Below are 18,283 nucleotides of genomic sequence, written 5' to 3'. Positions count from 1 at the left end.
GGAAGTAGGCGATGATGCGCGTCCTGGCGATGTTCCGCGTGCACAACGGCGAGGACGTACTGCCGAAGGTGCTGGATGCCCTGGTCGGCTGGTGCGACGACGTCTACGCGGTCGACGACCGCAGCACCGACGGGACCGCGCAGATCCTGCACGCCCATCACGCGGTCACCAACGTCGTGCACGCCCGCTCCGATCTCCCGCAGACCCCGTGGCTGATCCCCGAACCGCCCGGGCTCGAATTGCTGTACCGCATGGCCGATTTCTGCCGCCCCGACTGGATCTTCATGATCGACTCCGATCAGGTGGTCCAAACCGACATCAATATCCCGGCGATGCTTGCGGGCGTCCCCGACGATGTCGCGGCGCTGATGTGTCCGATGATCCCCAGCTGGGACGATCGGGACTACCCGGACATGATCCCGCTGATGGGCACGGCCGAATCGATGCGCGGACCGTTCTGGCGCTGGCGTCCCGGTTTGCGCGCCGGGACGCGCGCGATCCACAACCCGCACTGGCCGGCCAACATCACCGAACACGGTCGCATCGGCGTCGCCAACGACGTTCGCCTGCTGCACACCGGGTGGTCGACGCTGGCCGAGCGGATCGCCAAGGTCGAGCACTACCGCAAGCTCGATCCCCACTCCGAGTTGAACTACGGCGTGCCCTACGACCGCGCCCTGCTGTTCGGGTACGCCTACGACGAGATCGAGCTCTTGCGGTCCGATTACCGGCGGCGGGCATCAGGTGACTTCGATCCCGCCGAACCCGGCGCCCGGGTGCCCATCGATCGCGACCGGCTGGCGATCGCGTCGGGCTACGGACGCCGCGCCACCGGTTTCCACCCCGGCGTCGACTTCGCGGCGGCGCCGGGAACACCGGTCCACGCCGCGACGTCAGGCACCGTCAGCCACGCGGTGAACCTCGACGACGGGCTGTTAGCGGTGACGATCGCGGGAGCCGACCGCGAGACCGTGTACGTCTTCCGGCCGGGCGATGACCGCCGCATCGACGTCGACGACCGGATCGACGCCGGCACAGAAATCGGCGTCCTGCAGGCCCACGACGAATCTGCCGACGGCTTCCTGCATTTCGAGGTCCACGTCGACGGCGAGCACGTGAACCCCGTGCGCCACCTGGCGAACATGGGCCTGAAGCCGTGGACACCGTCGGGGCGTCCGCGCCCGGTGTCGGGCACGTTCCCGCCGTCGTCGCCCTGCGCCATCATCGTCTGAGCTGACCCTCCAAAGCGCGCGCGGACCGGATGGTCGAACGCACCTCCTGGAGCAGCTTGGCCGGATGCTGCTGGTCCATCGCGCTGAGCCGGTTGTACTCCTGCACGCCGAAACCCGCTGACTCCAAACGGATGTCGTATCGCAACGCCAATGTCCGCAGGGCTTCGAAGTGCAGGTAGGGAACCAACGGCTGACCCGTCACCATCAGACACGAGGAGCCGCGCATGCCGGCCGTCTGCGCCGCGAACGTATACGTGTCAGCGGAATTCGCCCGGCGACGTTCGGGATCCGGTGACGGCGTCTCGAGCAGCATGACGGGCACGCCGAATTCGTTGCTGTCAGGCGGAAAGTGCCAGACCGTCTCGTTGCACTGCACCCGATCGACGCGACGCCTCACATGCGCGCAGACCTCGTCGACGTCGAGGCCGAACACGTCGCGGGCTGCGGCGACCATCATCTCGAACTCGGTACGTGCGCCAGGCGCGCACGCGGCGACGGCATCGGCTTCGGAATCCAGCAGGCGACGGGACGCCGCGGCGAGTACGACATTGCCGACTCGGCGGCTCGCGACCATCTCCCCCGCGTAGCGGGTTCGCAGCAGGTTCGTGTACCGCCCGCCGCCGATGACGACGAGGTGGTCGAACTCGGTTCCGGCGGGCGGTAACTCGGCGATGAGTCCCAGCTGATCGGCCAAACTCTCGATCCACTCGAGCCGATCACCAGGCAGTTCGAGACGAGGGATCAGCCACCGGACCGCTCCGCCGGCGTCCTGGTTGTGGAACCGGACGGCACTCTGCTGCCGCGCTTTGCCCCGGTAGTCCCATACCTCGCTGAACTCGTCCAGGAAGGCGAGCCGTTCGCTCAATGTCAGGCCACGCGGAATGCTTCCGCCGAACATGTCGACCAGTTCGGTCAGGGCGGGGTGAGTGCACCACGCCTCGATCTGTTCCCGGTATTCCGTGGCGACGTCGCACATTCGATGCATCCTTTTCGCATACCGCCAGCGGCGCCGGGTGGTAATCATAATGCGGCATATGTCTTGAGACGGGAGCACTTTAGGTGAGGATCCTCGTTACCGGCGGCGCCGGCTTCCAAGGGAGCCACCTCTGCGAAGCCCTCCTCGCCGCAGGACACCGCGTGACCGTCCTGAACACCTTCTCGGTAACCGGCAAGCAGAACCTGGCCGAAATCGCAAACGATGACCGGGCCGACGTGGTGTTCGGTTCGGTCACCGACTGGGAGTTGATCAGCAAGACAGCGCGCGATCACCAGGTGATCTTTCACCTGGCGGCCAACGTCAACGTCGACAAGTCGCTCAGCGACCCGAAGAGCTTCATCGAGACCAATGTGGTGGGGACCCAGAACGTTCTGGAGGCCGCCCGCGAATACGGGGCGCGGGTGATCCTCGCGTCGACCTGCGAGGTGTACGGCGACGGACATCGCTTGGGCCCGGGCTCGCTGCTGGACGAAACCGCCGAATTGAAGCCGAACAGCCCGTATGCGGCGTCGAAGGCCGCCGCCGATCGTCTCGCGTATTCGTACTACCGGTCCTACGGCATGGACGTCACGATCGTCCGACCGTTCAACATCTTCGGTGAACGCCAGAAGGGCGGCGCGTACGGGGCACTCATCCCGATCCTCGTCCGTAAGGCGTTGACGGGTGAGGACCTCGTGATCTTCGGGGACGGAAGTGCCACCAGGGATTATCTCCACGTCAGCGATGTGGTGAACGCATACCGGCTGGTGTTGGACACGCCGGAGTTGGCGGGCCGTGCCATCAATGTCGCCAGCGGTGTGAACACGCGCGTACGCGACATCGCCGACTACATCGCGCAAAGTTTCGGCAAGACAGTGGTGAACGGGCCAGCGCGGCCAGGAGAGGTGACGCGCTTTCCGGCGTCCATCGACTTCGCGCAGCAGATCGGCTTCGCTCCCGAGGTGAAGATCTGGGAGGGCATCGATCGCTACATCGAGTGGGCGAAACAATAGCCCCTCCCGGCCCGCTGAATCCCAGGACGTTACAACCGCTTTCGGGCCTCCACGAGCACCCGAGTGGGATGGGTGACGAACCGGCCGTGCGCTTCGATGTGTTCGTGCACCGCGCGCAGGCGCGTCTGGTACGGCTCCGCGGTGAAATCCGGCACCGTCCAAATCAGCTTGCGCAGAAAGTAGACGACCGCGCCGATGTCGTAATACTCCGAAGTGAGCGTCTCGAGGCGCAGGTCGACGACCTGCAGACCCGCCGCCTCCGCCTGCGCGGCCTGGACGGAGGGCTCCATGTGCGCGCCCAGCTCCGGCATCGGGCCCATGACGGCTTCGATGAGCTCGAGCGCAGTCGCCGGCCCCGGATGCTGGGCCAGATAGGTTCCGCCGGGCCGCAGGACCCGGGCGATCTCGGTCCACCAGACGGCGATGGGGTGGCGGCTGCTCACCAGGTCGAAAGCGTTGTCGGCGAACGGCAACGGCGGTTCGCCTCGGGTCTGCAGAACCACGACGCCGCGAGGATGGAGCAGACGGGTCGCTTTGGCCGCGTTGGGTGGCCACGATTCGGTGGCCGCCATCGTCGGCGGGAACTTCTCCACCCCGGCGAGCACCTCTCCTCCGCCGGTGTAGAGGTCCAACGCCGCTGACACCTCGCCCAGCCGTCGGCTGAGTAGGCGCTGGAAACCCCACGACGGCCGCTCCTCGGTGGCGCGGCCGTCGAGCCAGGAGAAGTCCCACCCGTCGATGGGCTCGGCGACGGCCTCGGCGACGAGTTCCTCGAAGGACCGGCTCATCGACCTCACGCGGCCACCTCTGCGCGGTCGGGTGCGCGGGTCGCCACCGCCACGGCCAGTACACACAGCATCAAGACGACGAACACCGGCCAGATTGCGACGACCTGAGCCAGCAGGCCAAAGCCCGCGCCGAGGATCCCGGTGACCACAGCGGTGAGCGTAGCGGCGAAGCTGATCAGAACTGCGCGTTGTTCTTCGGCGGCGAACGCACTGATCCACGACACCATCGCGGCCGCGATCGCGGCGTTCGACAAGACGACGAGAAAAAAGACGACGCCGTACGCCCACAAGCGTGGCTCGTCGAAGATCAGTTCGTTGGCAAGGCAGATCGCCGTCGCGACGCAGCTCGTGAACGCGCTGGACACGAGCATTCCGCGTATCCCGGCCCGACCGAACACGTTGCGCCACAGGAACGAACCGGCGACGAGCCCCGCCGCCGAACCGATCACGATCATGTGCAGGCTGCCGGCGGTGTCGACATGGGCCAGTGAGGTGCGCAGCGCGAAGAACGTCTCGTTCACCAGGATCGGGACGAAGACGATCTGCGTGGTCAGGAACACCCGGTACCAGCGCGTGGTACGGAGCACGGCGAGCCCTTCGCGGAAATCGTCGACGATACGGCGTGGCGGAGCCACCGGGCCCGGCCTCGCCGGCCCGACGATGAGCGCGGCCACGAAGGCGATGCCCATCGCGGCGGCACCTAACCAGAGCACATCGAGATGTCCGTCTGCGGTGTCGCGGTTGGGCAGCAGCGGGATGAGCAGCAACGTGGCCGCGACGGTCAGGACGGCGCCGAGCGCCTGCTGGTTGAGCACCAGTTCGTTGCGGCGGGCCGCGGTGACCATGCGCGAGATGATCTCGGCGAAGGCGTTGTTCGCCACTCCCATCGCGCCCCCGATGAGCACTGACGACGACAGGAACGTGAGCACCACCAGTGTGTTGTGCAGCGCGGCCGTCGCCACAATTGCGGTCAGGACGGCGATGCTGCCCGCGGCGGCGGCGATGACGACGTTCGGGCGGTGACGTGACCGTTTGAGCAGCAGCGATGACATCGCATTCCCGAGCACGAAACCGACGCTGAAGCTCGGGACGACGAACCCGGCCGCCATGTCCATGTCCTCGGCCACCAGGAGGAACGGCAGAACCGCCAGAACGCTGCCCAGCTGCGCGCCCATGAAATAGAAGGCGCCGAACCCCAGCAGTACCCGATAACGGCTCTGCGCCACGGCCACCCCCGACCCACCTTTCCTGCCGGTGTCGACCGGCCTGTCGATGGTGTCAGTCCGACCCGGGTTGCGCTGACGAAAAGCAGTGGATCGGTCCGGATCTCGCGACTCCTCGGGCGCCACCCTCCTCACCGGAACATCCGCGACGAACCTCACTTCTTCGCTGCAATTGACGCTTCCGGAATAAAAGTGGTGCCGCCTCCGGTCGCGCACCACCCTCTTGCACTCGTTTCAGCGGCAAGCAAGCTACCCGGGCCTGCTTGCATGTTACGACCTGTTAATTTGCTGCTTTTGCACGGCGGCGACACGTTTTCAGAACTTAATGTCGGCCTATTGACACCCAATGCCATATTTCGGCCATATCTCGTTCCCACGGAATGTCATCTTTTTTTGTCAAAGACTTGACCCATGATCGTCGGTGGCATACCTATCTAAGAAGGAACAATTAAAAGGGGTTTGAATGGGCCCGATCGACTTCCGGCGCGAGGAAGCCGCCGCTTGCCGGCGGTGGCCAGAGTCGGATGGGAGTGCGCCCAGTACGGATCTCCCATTACCGTCCAAGATCAGGACGGACGATTCCTCCCGCTTGACCCCGCATGCCGGCCCGTCCCAAGGGCCGTCGCGATGAGGCGCGAGCTGGAATGTTTGAATAAGTGGCCTTATTGGAATGGAATAAGTACCCTTACTCAGGGTTATAAGTGTGTTTACGGGGGGATGGATTGCGCGTATTGACGGGCTTCGAGCCTGCCCATGTCGGTTTGATACCAGACGGTATGCGTCGATGGGCGAAAAGCCGCGGCATCTCCTTGGCTGAGGCGTATCTACTGGGCGCGGAAAAGGTAGCCGACATCCTTCAGTTGCTGCGCCGACACAACGTGCGGACCGTCTCGGTGTACAACCTGAGCAGAGCCAACCTCGCCCGCAGTCAGGTCGAACTCGAGCCGGTGTTCAACGCCTCGATCCACTTCCTCACCCACTTGATTCCCGCCCGCTTCGAGCCCGACGCCTGCAGTGTGCGGTTGCACGGTGACCGCACGGTGCTGCCCGCGGAGTACGTCGCGGCAGCCGAGCGCGCCGAATCGGTTATGCGCGGCGAAGAATTCCGGATCAACATCCTCGCCGCCTACGACGCGAACGACGAGTTACGAACGGCTCTTCTGCAAGCGCAGCAACGGGGCGGCGAAGTCCGCAGTTCCTTCGACATCGACGATGTGGACCTGGTCATCCGTACCTCCCCCGAGCCCCTGCTGAGCGGCTTTCTTCCGCTTCAGACCCAGTACGCCCAACTGCGGTTCTTGACGACGCCGCTCAACGAACTCGAGGAGCGCCACGTCGACGAGTTCATCGACGACTACCGGCGGACACCGCAGCTCCGGGGACGGTAGACACCGATGCACTCCGACCGGCGCCCCTTGATCATCGGGGCAGGCCCCGCCGGCCTCACCGCGGCTCTCGAACTGGCGAAGAACGGTGTCGCGGCCCAAGTCTTCGAGGCATCGTCGAACGTCGGAGGTCTGGCGCGCACCCCGGGTGAGCACGGGTTCCGGGTCGACCCCGGTGGCCACCGCTTCTTCACCAAGAACGAGCAGATACTCGAACTCTGGAAATCTCTGCTTCCGGCCGAAGAGTGGCACTCCGTGTCGAGGCGCTCCGCCATGCTCGTCGACGGCCATTACGTGCCTTACCCGCTTCTCGGTCGAAACCTGCTGACTCAGTTGGGTTATGGGCGCGGAGCGCGGGGCTTGGGCAGTCTCTTGTGGTCCAGGCTTCGACGTGGAGGGCGTTCGCTCGACGATTCTGCGACCTTCCTCGATTGGGGCCGGTATCAGTTCGGCGACTATTGGTACCGCATGTTCTTCGACGGGTACGTCCGCAAGACGTGGCTCGCCGAGCCCGCTCAACTCACTAGCGATTGGGCCGAGCAGCGCATCAAGCCGATCGTGTGGGGCGGTCGCGACGCGATGGCCGCCGATGCGTTTCTCTATCCCCGCCGCGGGCCCGGTCAGCTCTGGGACGCCGCAGCAGCGGAGCTGGCGGGATTCGGTGTCGAACCGTCGCTCGACTCACCGGTGACCAAGCTGGGTTTCGATGGCAGAAGGTGGACGATCGAACTGCGCGACGGAGGCATCGCGACCGGAGATGCCGTCTTTTCCAGTATGCCCCTGCAGATGTTGATCAATGCCCTGGAACCGGCACCACCACAGCACATTTGGGAGGCTTCCGCCCAACTCAAGCACCGAGGACTGATCACGGTCGCAGTCGCTCTGGGACAGCGCCGCGAGCTCCCTTTCAACTGGGTCTACACGCCGGGCATGGACCTGCGGGTTGGTCGTATCCAGAACTACCGCCAATGGTCCGACGACCTCACTCCACCGGACTGGGACGGGACATACCTGGGGTTCGAGTACTTCATCGGTGCAGGATCGGCGTTGTGGGCCACCGACGACGATCACATGCGGCAGATCGTCGAAAGCGACTTGCGCACACTGGGTTTCGATCCGTCCACGATCGAGCGTGTCATGGTGGTCCGCTCGCAGTTCGCCTATCCGATCTGCAATCCGGCGATGGAGACAAGCGTCGCCCAGATCCGGGATTACCTGCGCAAGCACTACCCGTCGCTGCATCCGATCGGACGCAACGGCATGCACCGCTACGACAACCAGGACCACGCGATGCTCAGTGCCATGCACAGCGTCAAGCGGTATTTCGGCGAGAGCGTCGACCCCTGGCAGGTCAACAAGGAACGCCGCTACCACGAGTCCGGGTTGCTGAAGGTCTAGTACTCCGCCCCTCCGGGGCCTCCGAATTGTTCCTACTCGGCGGGTTTCAGCACCGCAAGCACGGTCAGGACCAGGATCTTGAAATCGAGCAGAAGCGACCAATTCTCGATGTAGTAGTTGTCGAATTCCGCCCGGTCGGCGATCGAGGTCTGGCCCCGAAGTCCGTGCACCTGGGCCCAACCGGTGATGCCCGCCTTCACTCTGTGGCGGTCGCCGTAGCGTCGCACCTGCATCTCGAACAGTTCGACGAACTCCGGTCGCTCGGGGCGCGGGCCCACCAGCGTCATGTCCCCGCGCACCACGTTGACCAGTTGCGGTAGTTCGTCGAGGGATGCCTTGCGCATGAACTTGCCGATGGCGGTGCGCCGGTCGTCGCCTTCCACTCCCCCAGGTGCCGAACCCTCCTTCAACGCGAACGCTTTCGTCGCCGCGCCGACGGGTCTCATGCTGCGAAACTTCAGGCAGTCGAAGACCTTGCCGTCGCGCCCGACGCGTTCCTGACGGAAATAGACAGGGCCCGGCGAATTCAGCTTCACCAGAATCGCGAGCGTGAGATACAGGGGCGAGATCACGATCAGCAGGACCGCCGCGATCAGCCGGCCCAAGGCATGCTTGACGGCGAACTGCCACCCCTTCGGGTCGGTGTGGGAGAGCACCAGCAGCGGGATGCCACCGAGGTGCTCGACGTAGGTCGCGCCGCCGATGACGTCCATCAATCGAGGCACGACGCGCACGCGCAGCCCCAGGTTGTGCGCCAACTGGGCGGTGAGGGCCAGCTCGTCGTCGGGACTCGACGAGGGCGCCACGATGAGTTCTTTGGCGCCCGTGGCCTGAGCGGCGACTTCGAGGTTGGCCGTGGATCCGTAGTACGGCACGTCGGCTAACTCCACGGCGCTCGGACGAGTGTCGTCGAGCACCCCGACGGGGTGCAGACCATAATCGGGGATCTGACGCATCCGCGTGATGAGCTGATGGGCGAATGGACCGGAACCGATGATCAGCGCCGACGATCCGAAGCCGTGCCTTCGCCGAAGGTAGCGCTCGGCCAACGATCTGATGAGGCGGTTCGCAGGCAGCACGATGGCCGCACAGACCCAGATGCGGACGGCCAATTCGCTTGGGCGGACGTACTCCACGACCACCGACCCGGTCGGTAATGGGGGTACGAGCACAAGCATGACGGTGAGTGTTGCCAGCGCAGATACCGCTACCGAGGTTTCGACGGGTTCAAAGTCGTCGAGGAAACTGTGGCCGAGTTTGCGCTTGTACATCGACCGGGTGTGCATGATCACCAGGAGGATCGGCACGAAGAGCCACGAGATTGCGGCGATGTTCCGTTCATGAATCGGGCCCGGCGTCAGCCAATGCGCTATCGCGACGGACCACGCCGCGGACCAGATGTCCAGGCCGACGGTGAGCGCCACATAACCCGACTCGGCGCGAAGGGTTTCGATCCAGCCCGACTTCCCACCGCGAGAAGTGGGTGACGGCATCGCCGTGAGCTGCGGGACCGTAGTCCTGAGCCGAGGCTGCGAATCACGGGTGGGCGCGTTCGCGTCAGGCTGCATGCTCCCCCCGATGGAAACCCGACGTGTACAGAAGTGTCTGCGTCCGCAAACGTTGACAGTCTAAGTCATGACGCCGAAGTTCCAGCCAATTCGCGGTGGCCGAACGGCCCGCTCATCGTTGCCGCTAGGTGCCCGGGTGAAACATGCGTTCTGCGGCGAGCGCGGCGAGGTCACTGAGCACCTGAAGATGACCCGTGCTCCACAGGCGTGGCTTGGTGTCATACACGCACAGCGTCCCAACCGCATTGCCGGCATCGTCCATCAGCGGTATGCCGAGATAGGCCACCACCGTTCCGTCCCGCACCGCGGGATGCTGCTTGAAAGTCGGATCGACCCGCGCGTCCTCCAGGATCAGCGGCGCGCCATTGACCACCGCGTACTGACACACCGAGCGCTCCAGCGGTGTCTGCCGATCCTCCGGCGAGGTGATTGCTTGACCGACGGCACTCTTGAAGAACTGTCGATCGACGTCGACAAGGGACACCAGCGCAAAGGGAGTGTCGAGCGCTTCGGCCGCGGCCCGGGTGATCCGGTCGTAGATCACCTCCGGCGGCGAGTCCAGCAAGCCGGTGTGGCGCAGGGCGGCAAGTCGGTCAGGGTCGGCAATGAGGGCCGACACGTCTGGCATCGCCGTCTCGTCGAGCACACCTGCCGCGGCAAGATGAGTTTGCAGGTCGGCGATGTTCGGATCGTTGGCGCGCCTCAAATCGGTGGCCATTTGCGCCGCAACCGCACGGGCAACGTAGGTGTCGACGCTCTCGCCTGCCTCGCGCGCATGCTCTTCGAGCAGGCGGTTAAGGAAGTCGTCGAATCTGCGTACCCACCGCGTCACTCCATTCACGGTACGCAAATTGACGCTCGAACAGAAATCGGGGGGCCGGTTGACCGGGTTTGCCCGAGACCACCACGACCCGCCACAATATCGCGCACCGACGGACAACTCGCGTGACCGCGCGGCCACACCGTTCACGATCCGGTTTTCGCGTTCGCGCTGGGTACGCTGGGCGCTATGAACGGTGTTCTGCTCGTTCTCGTCGTCCTGGTCATCGTCGCTCTCGGCGTCGTGGCCTACGCCGCGATGAGGGCTTCCGACCGGCGCAAGGCGGCCTCCCTCGAAGACGCCAAGGCCGACGCCCGCCGCGTCATCGAACGTCTCGGCGGTCAGGTCATCGGCCTGACCGGCAATGACGACGCGTCGAAGCAGGCGCTGGCCGACGCGTCCGAGCGCTACACCGCTGCCGGGTCGCAGATCGACCAGGCCAACACCGCCAAGCAGGCGTTGCTCGCCAAGGAGAGCGCACTCGAGGGCCTTTACTACGTGCGCGCCGCCCGCGTCGCGATGGGCATGGATCCCGGCCCCGAACTCGAAACGCTCGCCGGCCAGCGGTCGGCGGGCACGGTGACCGAGGAGCGCAAGGTCGACTTCGAGGGCCGCGAGATCGAGGCCTCGCCGACGCCATCCGAGCGCACCCCGAACTACTACCCCGGCGGCCGGGTCGCGGGTCGGCCTGTGCCTTCGGGTTGGTATTCCGAGCCGTGGTGGAAGCCAGCGCTCGTGGCCGGCGCCTGGGGCCTGGGCTCGGTGCTGCTGTTCGACGCGTTGTTCTCTGGCATGCACGGCAGCGGCTATGAACAAGGCTTCGCCCAGGGATACGACCAAGGGTTCGACCAAGGCCAGGATCCCGGCGGCGACTGGGGCGGTGACGGCGGCGGCGACTGGGGCGGCGGCGGTGACATCGGCGGCGGCTTCGGCGATTTCGGCGGCTTCTGACCTTCTGCTACAGCCGGCTCTCCAGACGCGCCGACACGCCGGCCTCCTGTAGGTCGAGCCGTTCGAGCATCGCGCGGACCGCCTCGTCTTCGATGCGGCCCTCGTCGCGTTCGGCGATCAGCGCGGCGCGCTGGTGGGTGAGCACGTCGCGGTACAGCGCCGCGAACACCTCCGCGCGCTTCGTGTGCGCCTCCGGGTCCGGCATCTCGTCGGCGTCCTGCGAGTGCCGCGCGATCGTCGCCTCGATCTCGGCGGCCACGCGAGAGCTCAGGCCCGCAGGCGGATTGGCCCGGAAGTCGGCCAGCACCCGATCGGCGGCGTCGTGCACGACGCGTTCGGCCTTGAGTTCCTCCTCGCGATCGACTGCGTGATCATCCGAGAACCGCGAGATGTGAAGCCAGCGGATCAGGATCGGCAGCGTCGAGCCCTGCAGCAACAGCGTGCCGACGCTGACCACGAATGCGATGGCCTGGATGGTGGCCCGCTCGGGAAACGGCTCGCCGGTGACCGTCGTCGCCGGAATGGCCGCGGCCGCAGCCAAAGTCACCACCCCGCGCATCCCGGTCCACGACACGACCACGTTCTCCCGCCAGGACAGTGACCGCCGGTCGACGCGTGACCGCCACTTACCGGGCGGGTTGTTGCGCCGCCGGGTTCCCAGCGCACCGCGAGCTCCGCCCGCCGGCACGGGAACGCTCAACCGCGTCTCGACGTGGTGGGTCAGCTTGTTGCGCCCGAAGATGGTGAACACCGACAGCGGCCGGATCACCAAGACGATGACCAGCACGACCAGCGACGCCACGGCGACCTCGGCGAGTGACTCGTGCGCCTCCTGCAGATCCTCGAGCACGAAGCGCAGATGCAGCCCGATGTAGGCGAACACGAACGCCTCGAGCAACACGTCGACGGAGTTCCACACATAGCGTTCCTGCAGCCGGGTCTGGTACCCGGCCGACAGCGTCCCGTTGGCCACCACGAAGCCCGCGACGACGACCGCCAACACCCCCGATGCGTGCAGTTCCTCGGCGACGATGAACGCCGCGAACGGCACCACGAGGCCCTGCACCGTCTCCAGCCCCGGATTGGCCAGTCGCCTGCGGATCCACAGCGTCACGTAACCGAGCAGCGCGCCGACGATCGGCCCGACGACAGCGCTGTAGCCGAACAGCAGGAACGGGTTGTGGATGAAGATGTGTCCCCCGGTGACCTGCACCACCGCGATCGAGAACAGCGTCAACGCAGCGGCGTCGTTGATCAGGCTCTCCCCCGTCAGGATCGCCATCACCCGCCTCGGCAGGCCCAGCTTGCGTCCGACGGCGACCGCGGTCACCGCGTCCGGCGGCGCCACGATCGCGCCCAGCACCAGCGCCGTTGCGAACGTCAGGGGAACCACTACCAGCCACGCCGAGGCCGCCACCGCGAATGCGGTCACCACGACCAGCCCGACGCCGAGGCCCAGGATCGGCCGGATGTTGCGCAGGAACGTCGGGAACGAGAAGTTCAGCGCCGCCGAGTACAGCAGCGGCGGCAGCACCACCGTCAGCAGGATGTGCGAATCCAGTTCGGGTGGCTCGAAATCCAACAGAAACGACACAGCGGCGCCGATGATGACGATGACCAGGGCCGGTTCGAGACCGCGCCGGTGTGCGACAGCGGTGACGACGATGGCTCCGACGACGACGAGAATCAACTCCACGCGCCGATTGTCGCGCAGGAGCGCCCGTCACGTTGACCCAGCCGCCGTGCCTACGTCTGGTCGGTGGGGCACCAGAACAGGTTGCGGCCTTCCATCACCTTCGTGCGGATCTCGGTGCCGCACAGCCGGCACGGCTCGCCTGCCCGCCGATAGACGTAGGTGCGGGGCCGTCCGGGCCCGTACGAGGGCAGCCCGTGGTCGTCCTCGGGGCGGATGGTGTGGATCTTGCCGCGCCGCAACCCGATCCGCATCAGCTCGACGAGGTCGGTCCACATCGCGTCGAACTCGTCTTCGTCGATGCGGACGCCGGGCCGGTGCGGGTCGATGCCGTGCCGGAACAGCAACTCGTTGCGATACACGTTGCCTACCCCGGCGATCACCGTCTGGTCCATCAGCAGCGCTCCGATCGGCCTGCGCGACTTGCGGATTCGGGCCCACGCCAGCGATCCGTCAGCGTCACGGCGAAGCGGATCGGGACCGAGCCGGTCGATGACGTCGGCGATCTCCGGTTCTGCGAGCACCTCACACACCGTCGGCCCCCGAAGGTCGGTGCCGTACTCGGCGCCGATCATCCGCATCCGGACCTGCCCCACCGGCGGCGGCGGTGCCGTCCCCGCAGGCAGCGCCCACTCGGTGAACGTGCCGTACAACCCGAGATGCACATGCACCACCCGGCCACCTTCGTAGTGGTGGAACAGATGCTTGCCGTAGGCGGTGGCCTTCTTGAGCACCCGCCCGTCGACGGCGGCTGCGCCGTCGGCGAACCTCCCTTGCGGGCTGGACACCATCACCGGTGCACGAGCGAAGCGCCGCTGGTGCGACCGGGCGAGCCGGTGCAGGGTGTGGCCTTCCGGCATCCCTAGGCGCCGGGTACCGGAGGCGCGACGTGGGTGCGTTCGTACTCGGTGAGGATGTCGATGCGACGTTGGTGCCGTTCGGCTTCCGACCACGGGGTGCTCACGAACGCGTCGACGATCGCGAGCGCCTCCTCGACGGTGTGCATGCGCCCGCCGATGCCGATCAGCTGGGCGTTGTTGTGCTCGCGTGCGAGTTTGGCGGTCTCGATGCTCCACGCCAGCGCGCAGCGTGCGCCGGGGACCTTGTTGGCCGCGATCTGCTCGCCGTTGCCCGAGCCGCCGAGCACGATGCCGAGGCTGCCCGGATCGGCGACGGTCTGCTGCGCGGCTGCGATACAGAACGCGGGATAGTCGTCGTCCGGGTCGTTGACGAACGCCCCGCAGTCGACCGGTTCGTGCCCGGAGCCGCGCAGGTGCTCGATGATGGCCTTCTTGAGGTCGAAGCCGGCGTGGTCGGCTCCCAGGTAGACGCGCATGGCCGTCATTGTGGCAGACGCCGTCGGCCCGACCCGGGCGCGCTCCGGGCGCGCTCAGTCGAATTCCGGCGACTCCGTGCGGGTGCGTTTGAGCTCCCAGAAGTGCGGATAGGACGCGAAGGTCACCGAGGCGTCCCAGAGCTTGCCGGCGTCCTCGCCGCGCGGGATCTTCGACAGCACGGGTCCGAAGAAGGCGACCCCGTTGACGTGGATGGTCGGGGTACCGACGTCGTCGCCGACGGGGTCCATGCCCTCGTGGTGGCTCTTGCGCAGCGCCTCGTCGTACTTGTCGGTGGTGGCGGCCTCGGCCAGTTCGGCCGGGAGGCCGACCTCGGCGAGCGACTCCTTGATCACCACGTCGAAGTCTTCAATACCCTGGTTGTGGATGCGGGTTCCCATCGCGGTGTACAGCGGGCCGAGGACCTCGCGGCCCTTGGCCTGTTCGGCGGCGATGGCGACGCGCACCGGCGCCCACGCCTTCTTCATCGCCTCCTGGTACTCCTCGGGCAGGTCGCGTCCCTCGTTGAGCACCGCGAGGCTCATTACCCGGAAGCTCACGTCGATGTCGCGGACCTTCTCGACCTCGAGGATCCAGCGCGACGTGATCCAGCACCACGGGCACAGCGGGTCGAACCAGAGTTCTGCGACGGACTTCTCGGGCATGGGCGAATCCTTCCGGGGGCGGGGTGGGCAGAGTCCACTTCTGACAACTGCGGTCGTGCTGGGAGTGTTCCCCCGCCGCGGCGCCTATAGCGGCCCACTTCGCAGGCCGCGATATGAGAAACGCCTAAGAGTGCAAACGGTGATCGAACCGTGTTCCTGATGTGACCAATGTGAAGAATCGTTACCGAAGTGAATAAACCTGTTGATCTTCGAATACGCGCTCTGGCGTTAGGGGTTGGTCTGGCGGCGGTCGCAACGACGTTCGCCGCACCGGCCCAAGCCGACACGACCGACGAGGCCTTCCTGGCCGCCCTTCGCGGCGCAGGCATGTCCGTCGACAATCCCGTGAACATGGTCGCGATCGGGGAATCCGTTTGCCCGATGCTCGTCGAACCGGGCAAGAACCTCGCGAAGGTGTACACGCAGGTGTCCGACAACGGCGTCCCGCCGGACATCGCGGCGTTCTTCACCGGCATCGCGATCTCGATGTACTGCCCGCAGATGTTGGCGTCGGTGGGCAACGGCACCGTGATGGACTGGCTGCCCGCGGCGCGGGCGATACCGGGTTTCTGACTCGAGACGTGCGACGCGCCGCTTGACGGCGCGGGCGTTAGGTTGGTCGGGTGGCACTTCCCAACCTGACCCGCGACCAAGCCGTCGAACGCGCCGCCCTGGTCACCGTCGACAGTTACCGCATCGAACTCGACCTGACCGACGGCGCCGGCAAGCCCGGTGAACGCACGTTCCGGTCCACGACGACGGTCGAATTCGACGCACTTCCCGGCGCCGACACCTACATCGACATCGCGGCCGACACGATTCACAGCGCCACCCTCAACAGCCGCGACATCGACGTGTCGGGCTATGACGAATCGACCGGCATCCCGCTGACCGGACTGGCCGGGCACAACGTCCTCGTCGTCGACGCCGATTGCCGCTACTCCAACACCGGAGAGGGTCTGCACCGCTTCGTCGACCCCGTCGACGACGAGGTGTACCTGTACTCGCAGTTCGAAACCGCCGACGCCAAGCGGATGTTCGCATGCTTCGACCAACCGGATCTCAAGGCGGCCTTCGACGTCACTGTGACAGCGCCGTCGCACTGGGAGGTCGTGTCCAACGGCGCCACCGTCCACGTCGAGGACGCCGGTGCAGCCAAGCGGCACACCTTCGCCGCGACACCACGGATGAGCACGTATCTGGTGGCGCTTGTCGCGGGCCCGTACGCACGCTGGGACGACGTGTACAGCGACGACCACGGCGATATCCCGCTGGGGTTGTTCTGCCGCAAGACGCTGGCCGAGTTCATGGACGCCGAGCGGCTGTTCACCGAGACCAAGCAGGGATTCGGCTTCTACCACAACAACTTCGGCATCCCGTATGCGTTCGGCAAGTACGACCAGTTGTTCGTACCGGAGTTCAACGCCGGCGCGATGGAGAACGCCGGCGCGGTGACGTTCCTCGAGGACTACGTCTTCCGCAGCAAGGTGACCCGAGCTTCCTACGAACGGCGCGCCGAGACCGTCCTGCACGAGATGGCGCACATGTGGTTCGGCGATCTCGTCACCATGCAGTGGTGGGATGACTTGTGGCTCAACGAGTCTTTCGCGACGTTCGCCTCGGTGCTGTGCCAGGCCGAAGCCACCGAGTACACCGAGGCGTGGACGACGTTCGCCAACGTGGAGAAGTCGTGGGCGTACCGCCAAGACCAACTGCCCTCCACCCATCCCGTCGCCGCCGACATCCCCGATCTGGCGGCCGTCGAGGTGAACTTCGACGGGATCACCTACGCCAAGGGCGCCAGCGTCCTCAAGCAACTGGTCGCCTACGTCGGCGAGGAGGAGTTCCTCTCCGGCCTGCGCGACTACTTCCGCGACCACGCGTTCGGCAACGCCACATTCGGTGACCTGCTGGGCGCCCTGGAGAAGGCGTCGGGGCGCGACCTGTCGGGATGGGGACAGCAGTGGCTAAAGACGACGGGCCTCAACACGCTGCGACCCGACTTCGACCTCGACGCCGAGGGCCGGTTCACCCGGTTCGCCATCGACCAGAGCGGGGCTGCGCCCGGCGCCGGTGAGACCCGGGTGCATCGCCTCGCGGTCGGAATCTACGACGACGACGACTCCGGCAAGCTGGTGCGGGTGCATCGCGAGGAACTCGACATCGAGGGTTCGAACACGGACGTGCCTGCGCTGCACGGTGTTCCGCGCGGCAAGTTGATTCTGGTCAACGACGACGACCTGACGTACTGCTCGCTGCGGCTGGACCAGGATTCGCTGCAGACGGTGCTGACGCGCATCGCCGACATCGCCGAGCCGCTGCCGCGCACCCTCGCGTGGTCGGCGGCGTGGGAGATGACACGCGAGGCCGAGCTCAAGGCCCGCGACTTCGTGTCGTTGGTATGCGGCGGTGTGCACGCCGAAACCGAAGTCGGTGTGCTGCAACGACTTCTGCTGCAGGCCCAGACGGCGCTGAACTCCTACGCGGATCCGGAGTGGGCGCGCTCGTCGGGCTGGCCCGAGTTCGCCGACCGGCTACTCGACCTGGCCCGAAGCGCCGAGGGCGGCTCCGATCACCAATTGGCCTACGTCAACGCGCTGTGCGGATCGGTGCTCAGTGCGCGGCATGCGGAGGTGCTTTCGGCGCTGCTGGACGATGACCCCGCGCTAAAAGGTCTGCCCGGTCTCGTCGTCGACACCGACTTGCGGTGGCGCATCGTGACCGCGCTCGCCGCCGGGGGCGCCGTCGACGCCGAGGGTATGGAGACGCCGTTCATCGACGCCGAGGCCCAACGCGATCCGACCGCGGCGGGACGCCGGCACGCCGCGGCGGCCTCCGCGGCGCGTCCCGAACTGGCGGTCAAGGAAGCGGCGTGGGAGCAGGTGATCGAGGACGACACGCTGGCCAACATCACCGCGCGCGCGATCATCGGCGGCTTCGTGCAGCCCGGTCAGCAGGCGCTGCTGTCACCCTTCCGCGAGAGATACTTCGGCGCGATCGCGGGCGTGTGGCAGCGGCGGTCCAGCGAGGTCTCCCAGACCGTCGTCATCGGCTTGTACCCGTCGTGGGACATCAGCGAAGACGGATTGGCGGCCGCCGACAAGTTCCTCGCCGACCCCGATGTACCGCCCCCGCTGCGCCGTCTGGTCATCGAGGGCCGCGCCGGTGTCGAGCGGTCCCTGCGCGCCCGCGCCTTCGACGTCAGCTAGGCGCCACTTTTTTGCTGCGCGAGCGACC

16 protein-coding genes are annotated in these 18,283 nt (G+C 66.1%); 7 read left to right on the top strand and 9 right to left on the bottom strand.

Annotation, left to right across the window (positions count from 1 at the left end; all coding sequences use genetic code 11):
- Positions 1–14 precede the first annotated feature (14 nt).
- Entirely contained in the window at positions 15–1,232 is a 1,218-nt protein-coding gene (locus AAHH99_RS19245) for a peptidoglycan DD-metalloendopeptidase family protein (protein ID WP_418770107.1), read from the top strand.
- On the opposite strand, the gene AAHH99_RS19240 is transcribed toward AAHH99_RS19245, so the two are convergent.
- Positions 1,222–2,208 carry a hypothetical protein gene (locus tag AAHH99_RS19240; protein WP_418770106.1) on the bottom strand — a complete coding sequence of 329 codons (987 nt, stop codon included), beginning with the start codon at positions 2,206–2,208 and terminating at the stop codon, positions 1,222–1,224. The two genes, AAHH99_RS19245 and AAHH99_RS19240, sit on opposite strands and share 11 nt — an antisense overlap.
- Before the next feature lie 83 nt (positions 2,209–2,291).
- Between AAHH99_RS19240 and AAHH99_RS19235 the strand changes: the two genes are divergently transcribed.
- A complete protein-coding gene (locus AAHH99_RS19235) occupies positions 2,292–3,221 on the top strand; it encodes a dTDP-glucose 4,6-dehydratase (RefSeq protein WP_418770105.1) in 930 nt (309 codons plus the stop codon).
- Positions 3,222–3,250: 29 nt separating this feature from the next.
- Here the strand turns inward: AAHH99_RS19235 and AAHH99_RS19230 are convergent, their stop codons facing one another.
- Both AAHH99_RS19230 and AAHH99_RS19225 read right to left on the bottom strand, forming a co-directional pair.
- A complete protein-coding gene (locus AAHH99_RS19230) occupies positions 3,251–4,009 on the bottom strand; it encodes a class I SAM-dependent methyltransferase (protein WP_418770278.1) in 759 nt (252 codons plus the stop codon).
- A 5-nt stretch (positions 4,010–4,014) separates the two neighbouring features.
- A complete protein-coding gene (locus AAHH99_RS19225) occupies positions 4,015–5,241 on the bottom strand; it encodes an MFS transporter (RefSeq protein ID WP_418770104.1) in 1,227 nt (408 codons plus the stop codon).
- 767 nt (positions 5,242–6,008) lie between these two features.
- Here AAHH99_RS19225 and AAHH99_RS19220 point away from each other — a divergent pair.
- Together AAHH99_RS19220 and AAHH99_RS19215 are read left to right on the top strand one after the other, a co-directional pair.
- Positions 6,009–6,620, top strand: a complete 612-nt coding sequence (locus AAHH99_RS19220) for an undecaprenyl diphosphate synthase family protein (RefSeq protein ID WP_418770103.1) — start codon at positions 6,009–6,011, stop codon at positions 6,618–6,620.
- A gap of 6 nt (positions 6,621–6,626) precedes the next feature.
- Entirely contained in the window at positions 6,627–8,015 is a 1,389-nt protein-coding gene (locus tag AAHH99_RS19215; RefSeq protein ID WP_418770102.1) for an FAD-dependent oxidoreductase, read from the top strand.
- Between the two features lie 32 nt (positions 8,016–8,047).
- On the opposite strand, the gene AAHH99_RS19210 is transcribed toward AAHH99_RS19215, so the two are convergent.
- Entirely contained in the window at positions 8,048–9,508 is a 1,461-nt protein-coding gene (locus tag AAHH99_RS19210; RefSeq protein WP_418770101.1) for a sugar transferase, read from the bottom strand.
- Positions 9,509–9,707: 199 nt separating this feature from the next.
- The gene (locus AAHH99_RS19205) at positions 9,708–10,415 is read right to left on the bottom strand and encodes a GAF domain-containing protein (RefSeq protein WP_418770277.1); all 708 of its coding nucleotides are present in this window, start codon (positions 10,413–10,415) and stop codon (positions 9,708–9,710) included.
- A gap of 177 nt (positions 10,416–10,592) precedes the next feature.
- Here AAHH99_RS19205 and AAHH99_RS19200 point away from each other — a divergent pair, with 177 nt between their 5' ends.
- Complete coding sequence (locus tag AAHH99_RS19200) at positions 10,593–11,354, top strand: DUF1542 domain-containing protein (protein WP_418770100.1); 762 nt, start codon at positions 10,593–10,595, stop codon at positions 11,352–11,354.
- 7 nt (positions 11,355–11,361) lie between these two features.
- Here the strand turns inward: AAHH99_RS19200 and AAHH99_RS19195 are convergent, their stop codons facing one another.
- From AAHH99_RS19195 to AAHH99_RS19180, 4 genes are read right to left on the bottom strand one after another with little or no spacing between them, the layout of a single operon-like run.
- Entirely contained in the window at positions 11,362–13,050 is a 1,689-nt protein-coding gene (locus tag AAHH99_RS19195; RefSeq protein ID WP_418770099.1) for a cation:proton antiporter, read from the bottom strand.
- A 50-nt stretch (positions 13,051–13,100) separates the two neighbouring features.
- Entirely contained in the window at positions 13,101–13,907 is an 807-nt protein-coding gene (locus AAHH99_RS19190; protein WP_418770098.1) for an Fpg/Nei family DNA glycosylase, read from the bottom strand.
- Positions 13,908–13,909: 2 nt separating this feature from the next.
- Positions 13,910–14,383, bottom strand: coding sequence for a ribose-5-phosphate isomerase (locus AAHH99_RS19185; RefSeq protein WP_418770097.1), 474 nt, complete (start codon positions 14,381–14,383; stop codon positions 13,910–13,912).
- 54 nt (positions 14,384–14,437) lie between these two features.
- The gene (locus AAHH99_RS19180; RefSeq protein ID WP_418770096.1) at positions 14,438–15,046 is read right to left on the bottom strand and encodes a DsbA family protein; all 609 of its coding nucleotides are present in this window, start codon (positions 15,044–15,046) and stop codon (positions 14,438–14,440) included.
- Between the two features lie 189 nt (positions 15,047–15,235).
- Between AAHH99_RS19180 and AAHH99_RS19175 the strand changes: the two genes are divergently transcribed.
- Both AAHH99_RS19175 and pepN read left to right on the top strand, forming a co-directional pair.
- Entirely contained in the window at positions 15,236–15,619 is a 384-nt protein-coding gene (locus tag AAHH99_RS19175) for a DUF732 domain-containing protein (RefSeq protein WP_418770095.1), read from the top strand.
- 50 nt (positions 15,620–15,669) lie between these two features.
- Complete coding sequence (gene pepN, locus AAHH99_RS19170) at positions 15,670–18,255, top strand: aminopeptidase N (RefSeq protein ID WP_418770094.1); 2,586 nt, start codon at positions 15,670–15,672, stop codon at positions 18,253–18,255.
- Positions 18,256–18,283: the final 28 nt, after the last annotated feature.

Source organism: Mycobacterium neumannii, from assembly GCF_048452905.1.
Taxonomy (GTDB): Bacteria; Actinomycetota; Actinomycetes; order Mycobacteriales; family Mycobacteriaceae; genus Mycobacterium; species Mycobacterium neumannii_B.
The sequence above is the reverse complement of the archived record's forward strand: the minus strand, read 5'-3'. Positions and strand labels throughout refer to the sequence as shown.

Bases quoted from the DNA above. Each gene is read 5' to 3' on its own strand.
- AAHH99_RS19245 (WP_418770107.1), top strand. From the start codon at position 15: ATGCGCGTCCTGGCGATGTTCCGCGTGCACAACGGCGAGGACGTACTG.
- AAHH99_RS19240 (WP_418770106.1), bottom strand. From the start codon at position 2,208: ATGTGCGACGTCGCCACGGAATACCGGGAACAGATCGAGGCGTGGTGC.
- AAHH99_RS19230 (WP_418770278.1), bottom strand. From the start codon at position 4,009: ATGAGCCGGTCCTTCGAGGAACTCGTCGCCGAGGCCGTCGCCGAGCCC.
- AAHH99_RS19220 (WP_418770103.1), top strand. From the start codon at position 6,009: ATGCGTCGATGGGCGAAAAGCCGCGGCATCTCCTTGGCTGAGGCGTAT.
- AAHH99_RS19215 (WP_418770102.1), top strand. From the start codon at position 6,627: ATGCACTCCGACCGGCGCCCCTTGATCATCGGGGCAGGCCCCGCCGGC.
- AAHH99_RS19210 (WP_418770101.1), bottom strand. From the start codon at position 9,508: ATGCCGTCACCCACTTCTCGCGGTGGGAAGTCGGGCTGGATCGAAACC.
- AAHH99_RS19200 (WP_418770100.1), top strand. From the start codon at position 10,593: ATGAACGGTGTTCTGCTCGTTCTCGTCGTCCTGGTCATCGTCGCTCTC.
- AAHH99_RS19190 (WP_418770098.1), bottom strand. From the start codon at position 13,907: ATGCCGGAAGGCCACACCCTGCACCGGCTCGCCCGGTCGCACCAGCGG.
- AAHH99_RS19185 (WP_418770097.1), bottom strand. From the start codon at position 14,383: ATGCGCGTCTACCTGGGAGCCGACCACGCCGGCTTCGACCTCAAGAAG.
- AAHH99_RS19180 (WP_418770096.1), bottom strand. From the start codon at position 15,046: ATGCCCGAGAAGTCCGTCGCAGAACTCTGGTTCGACCCGCTGTGCCCG.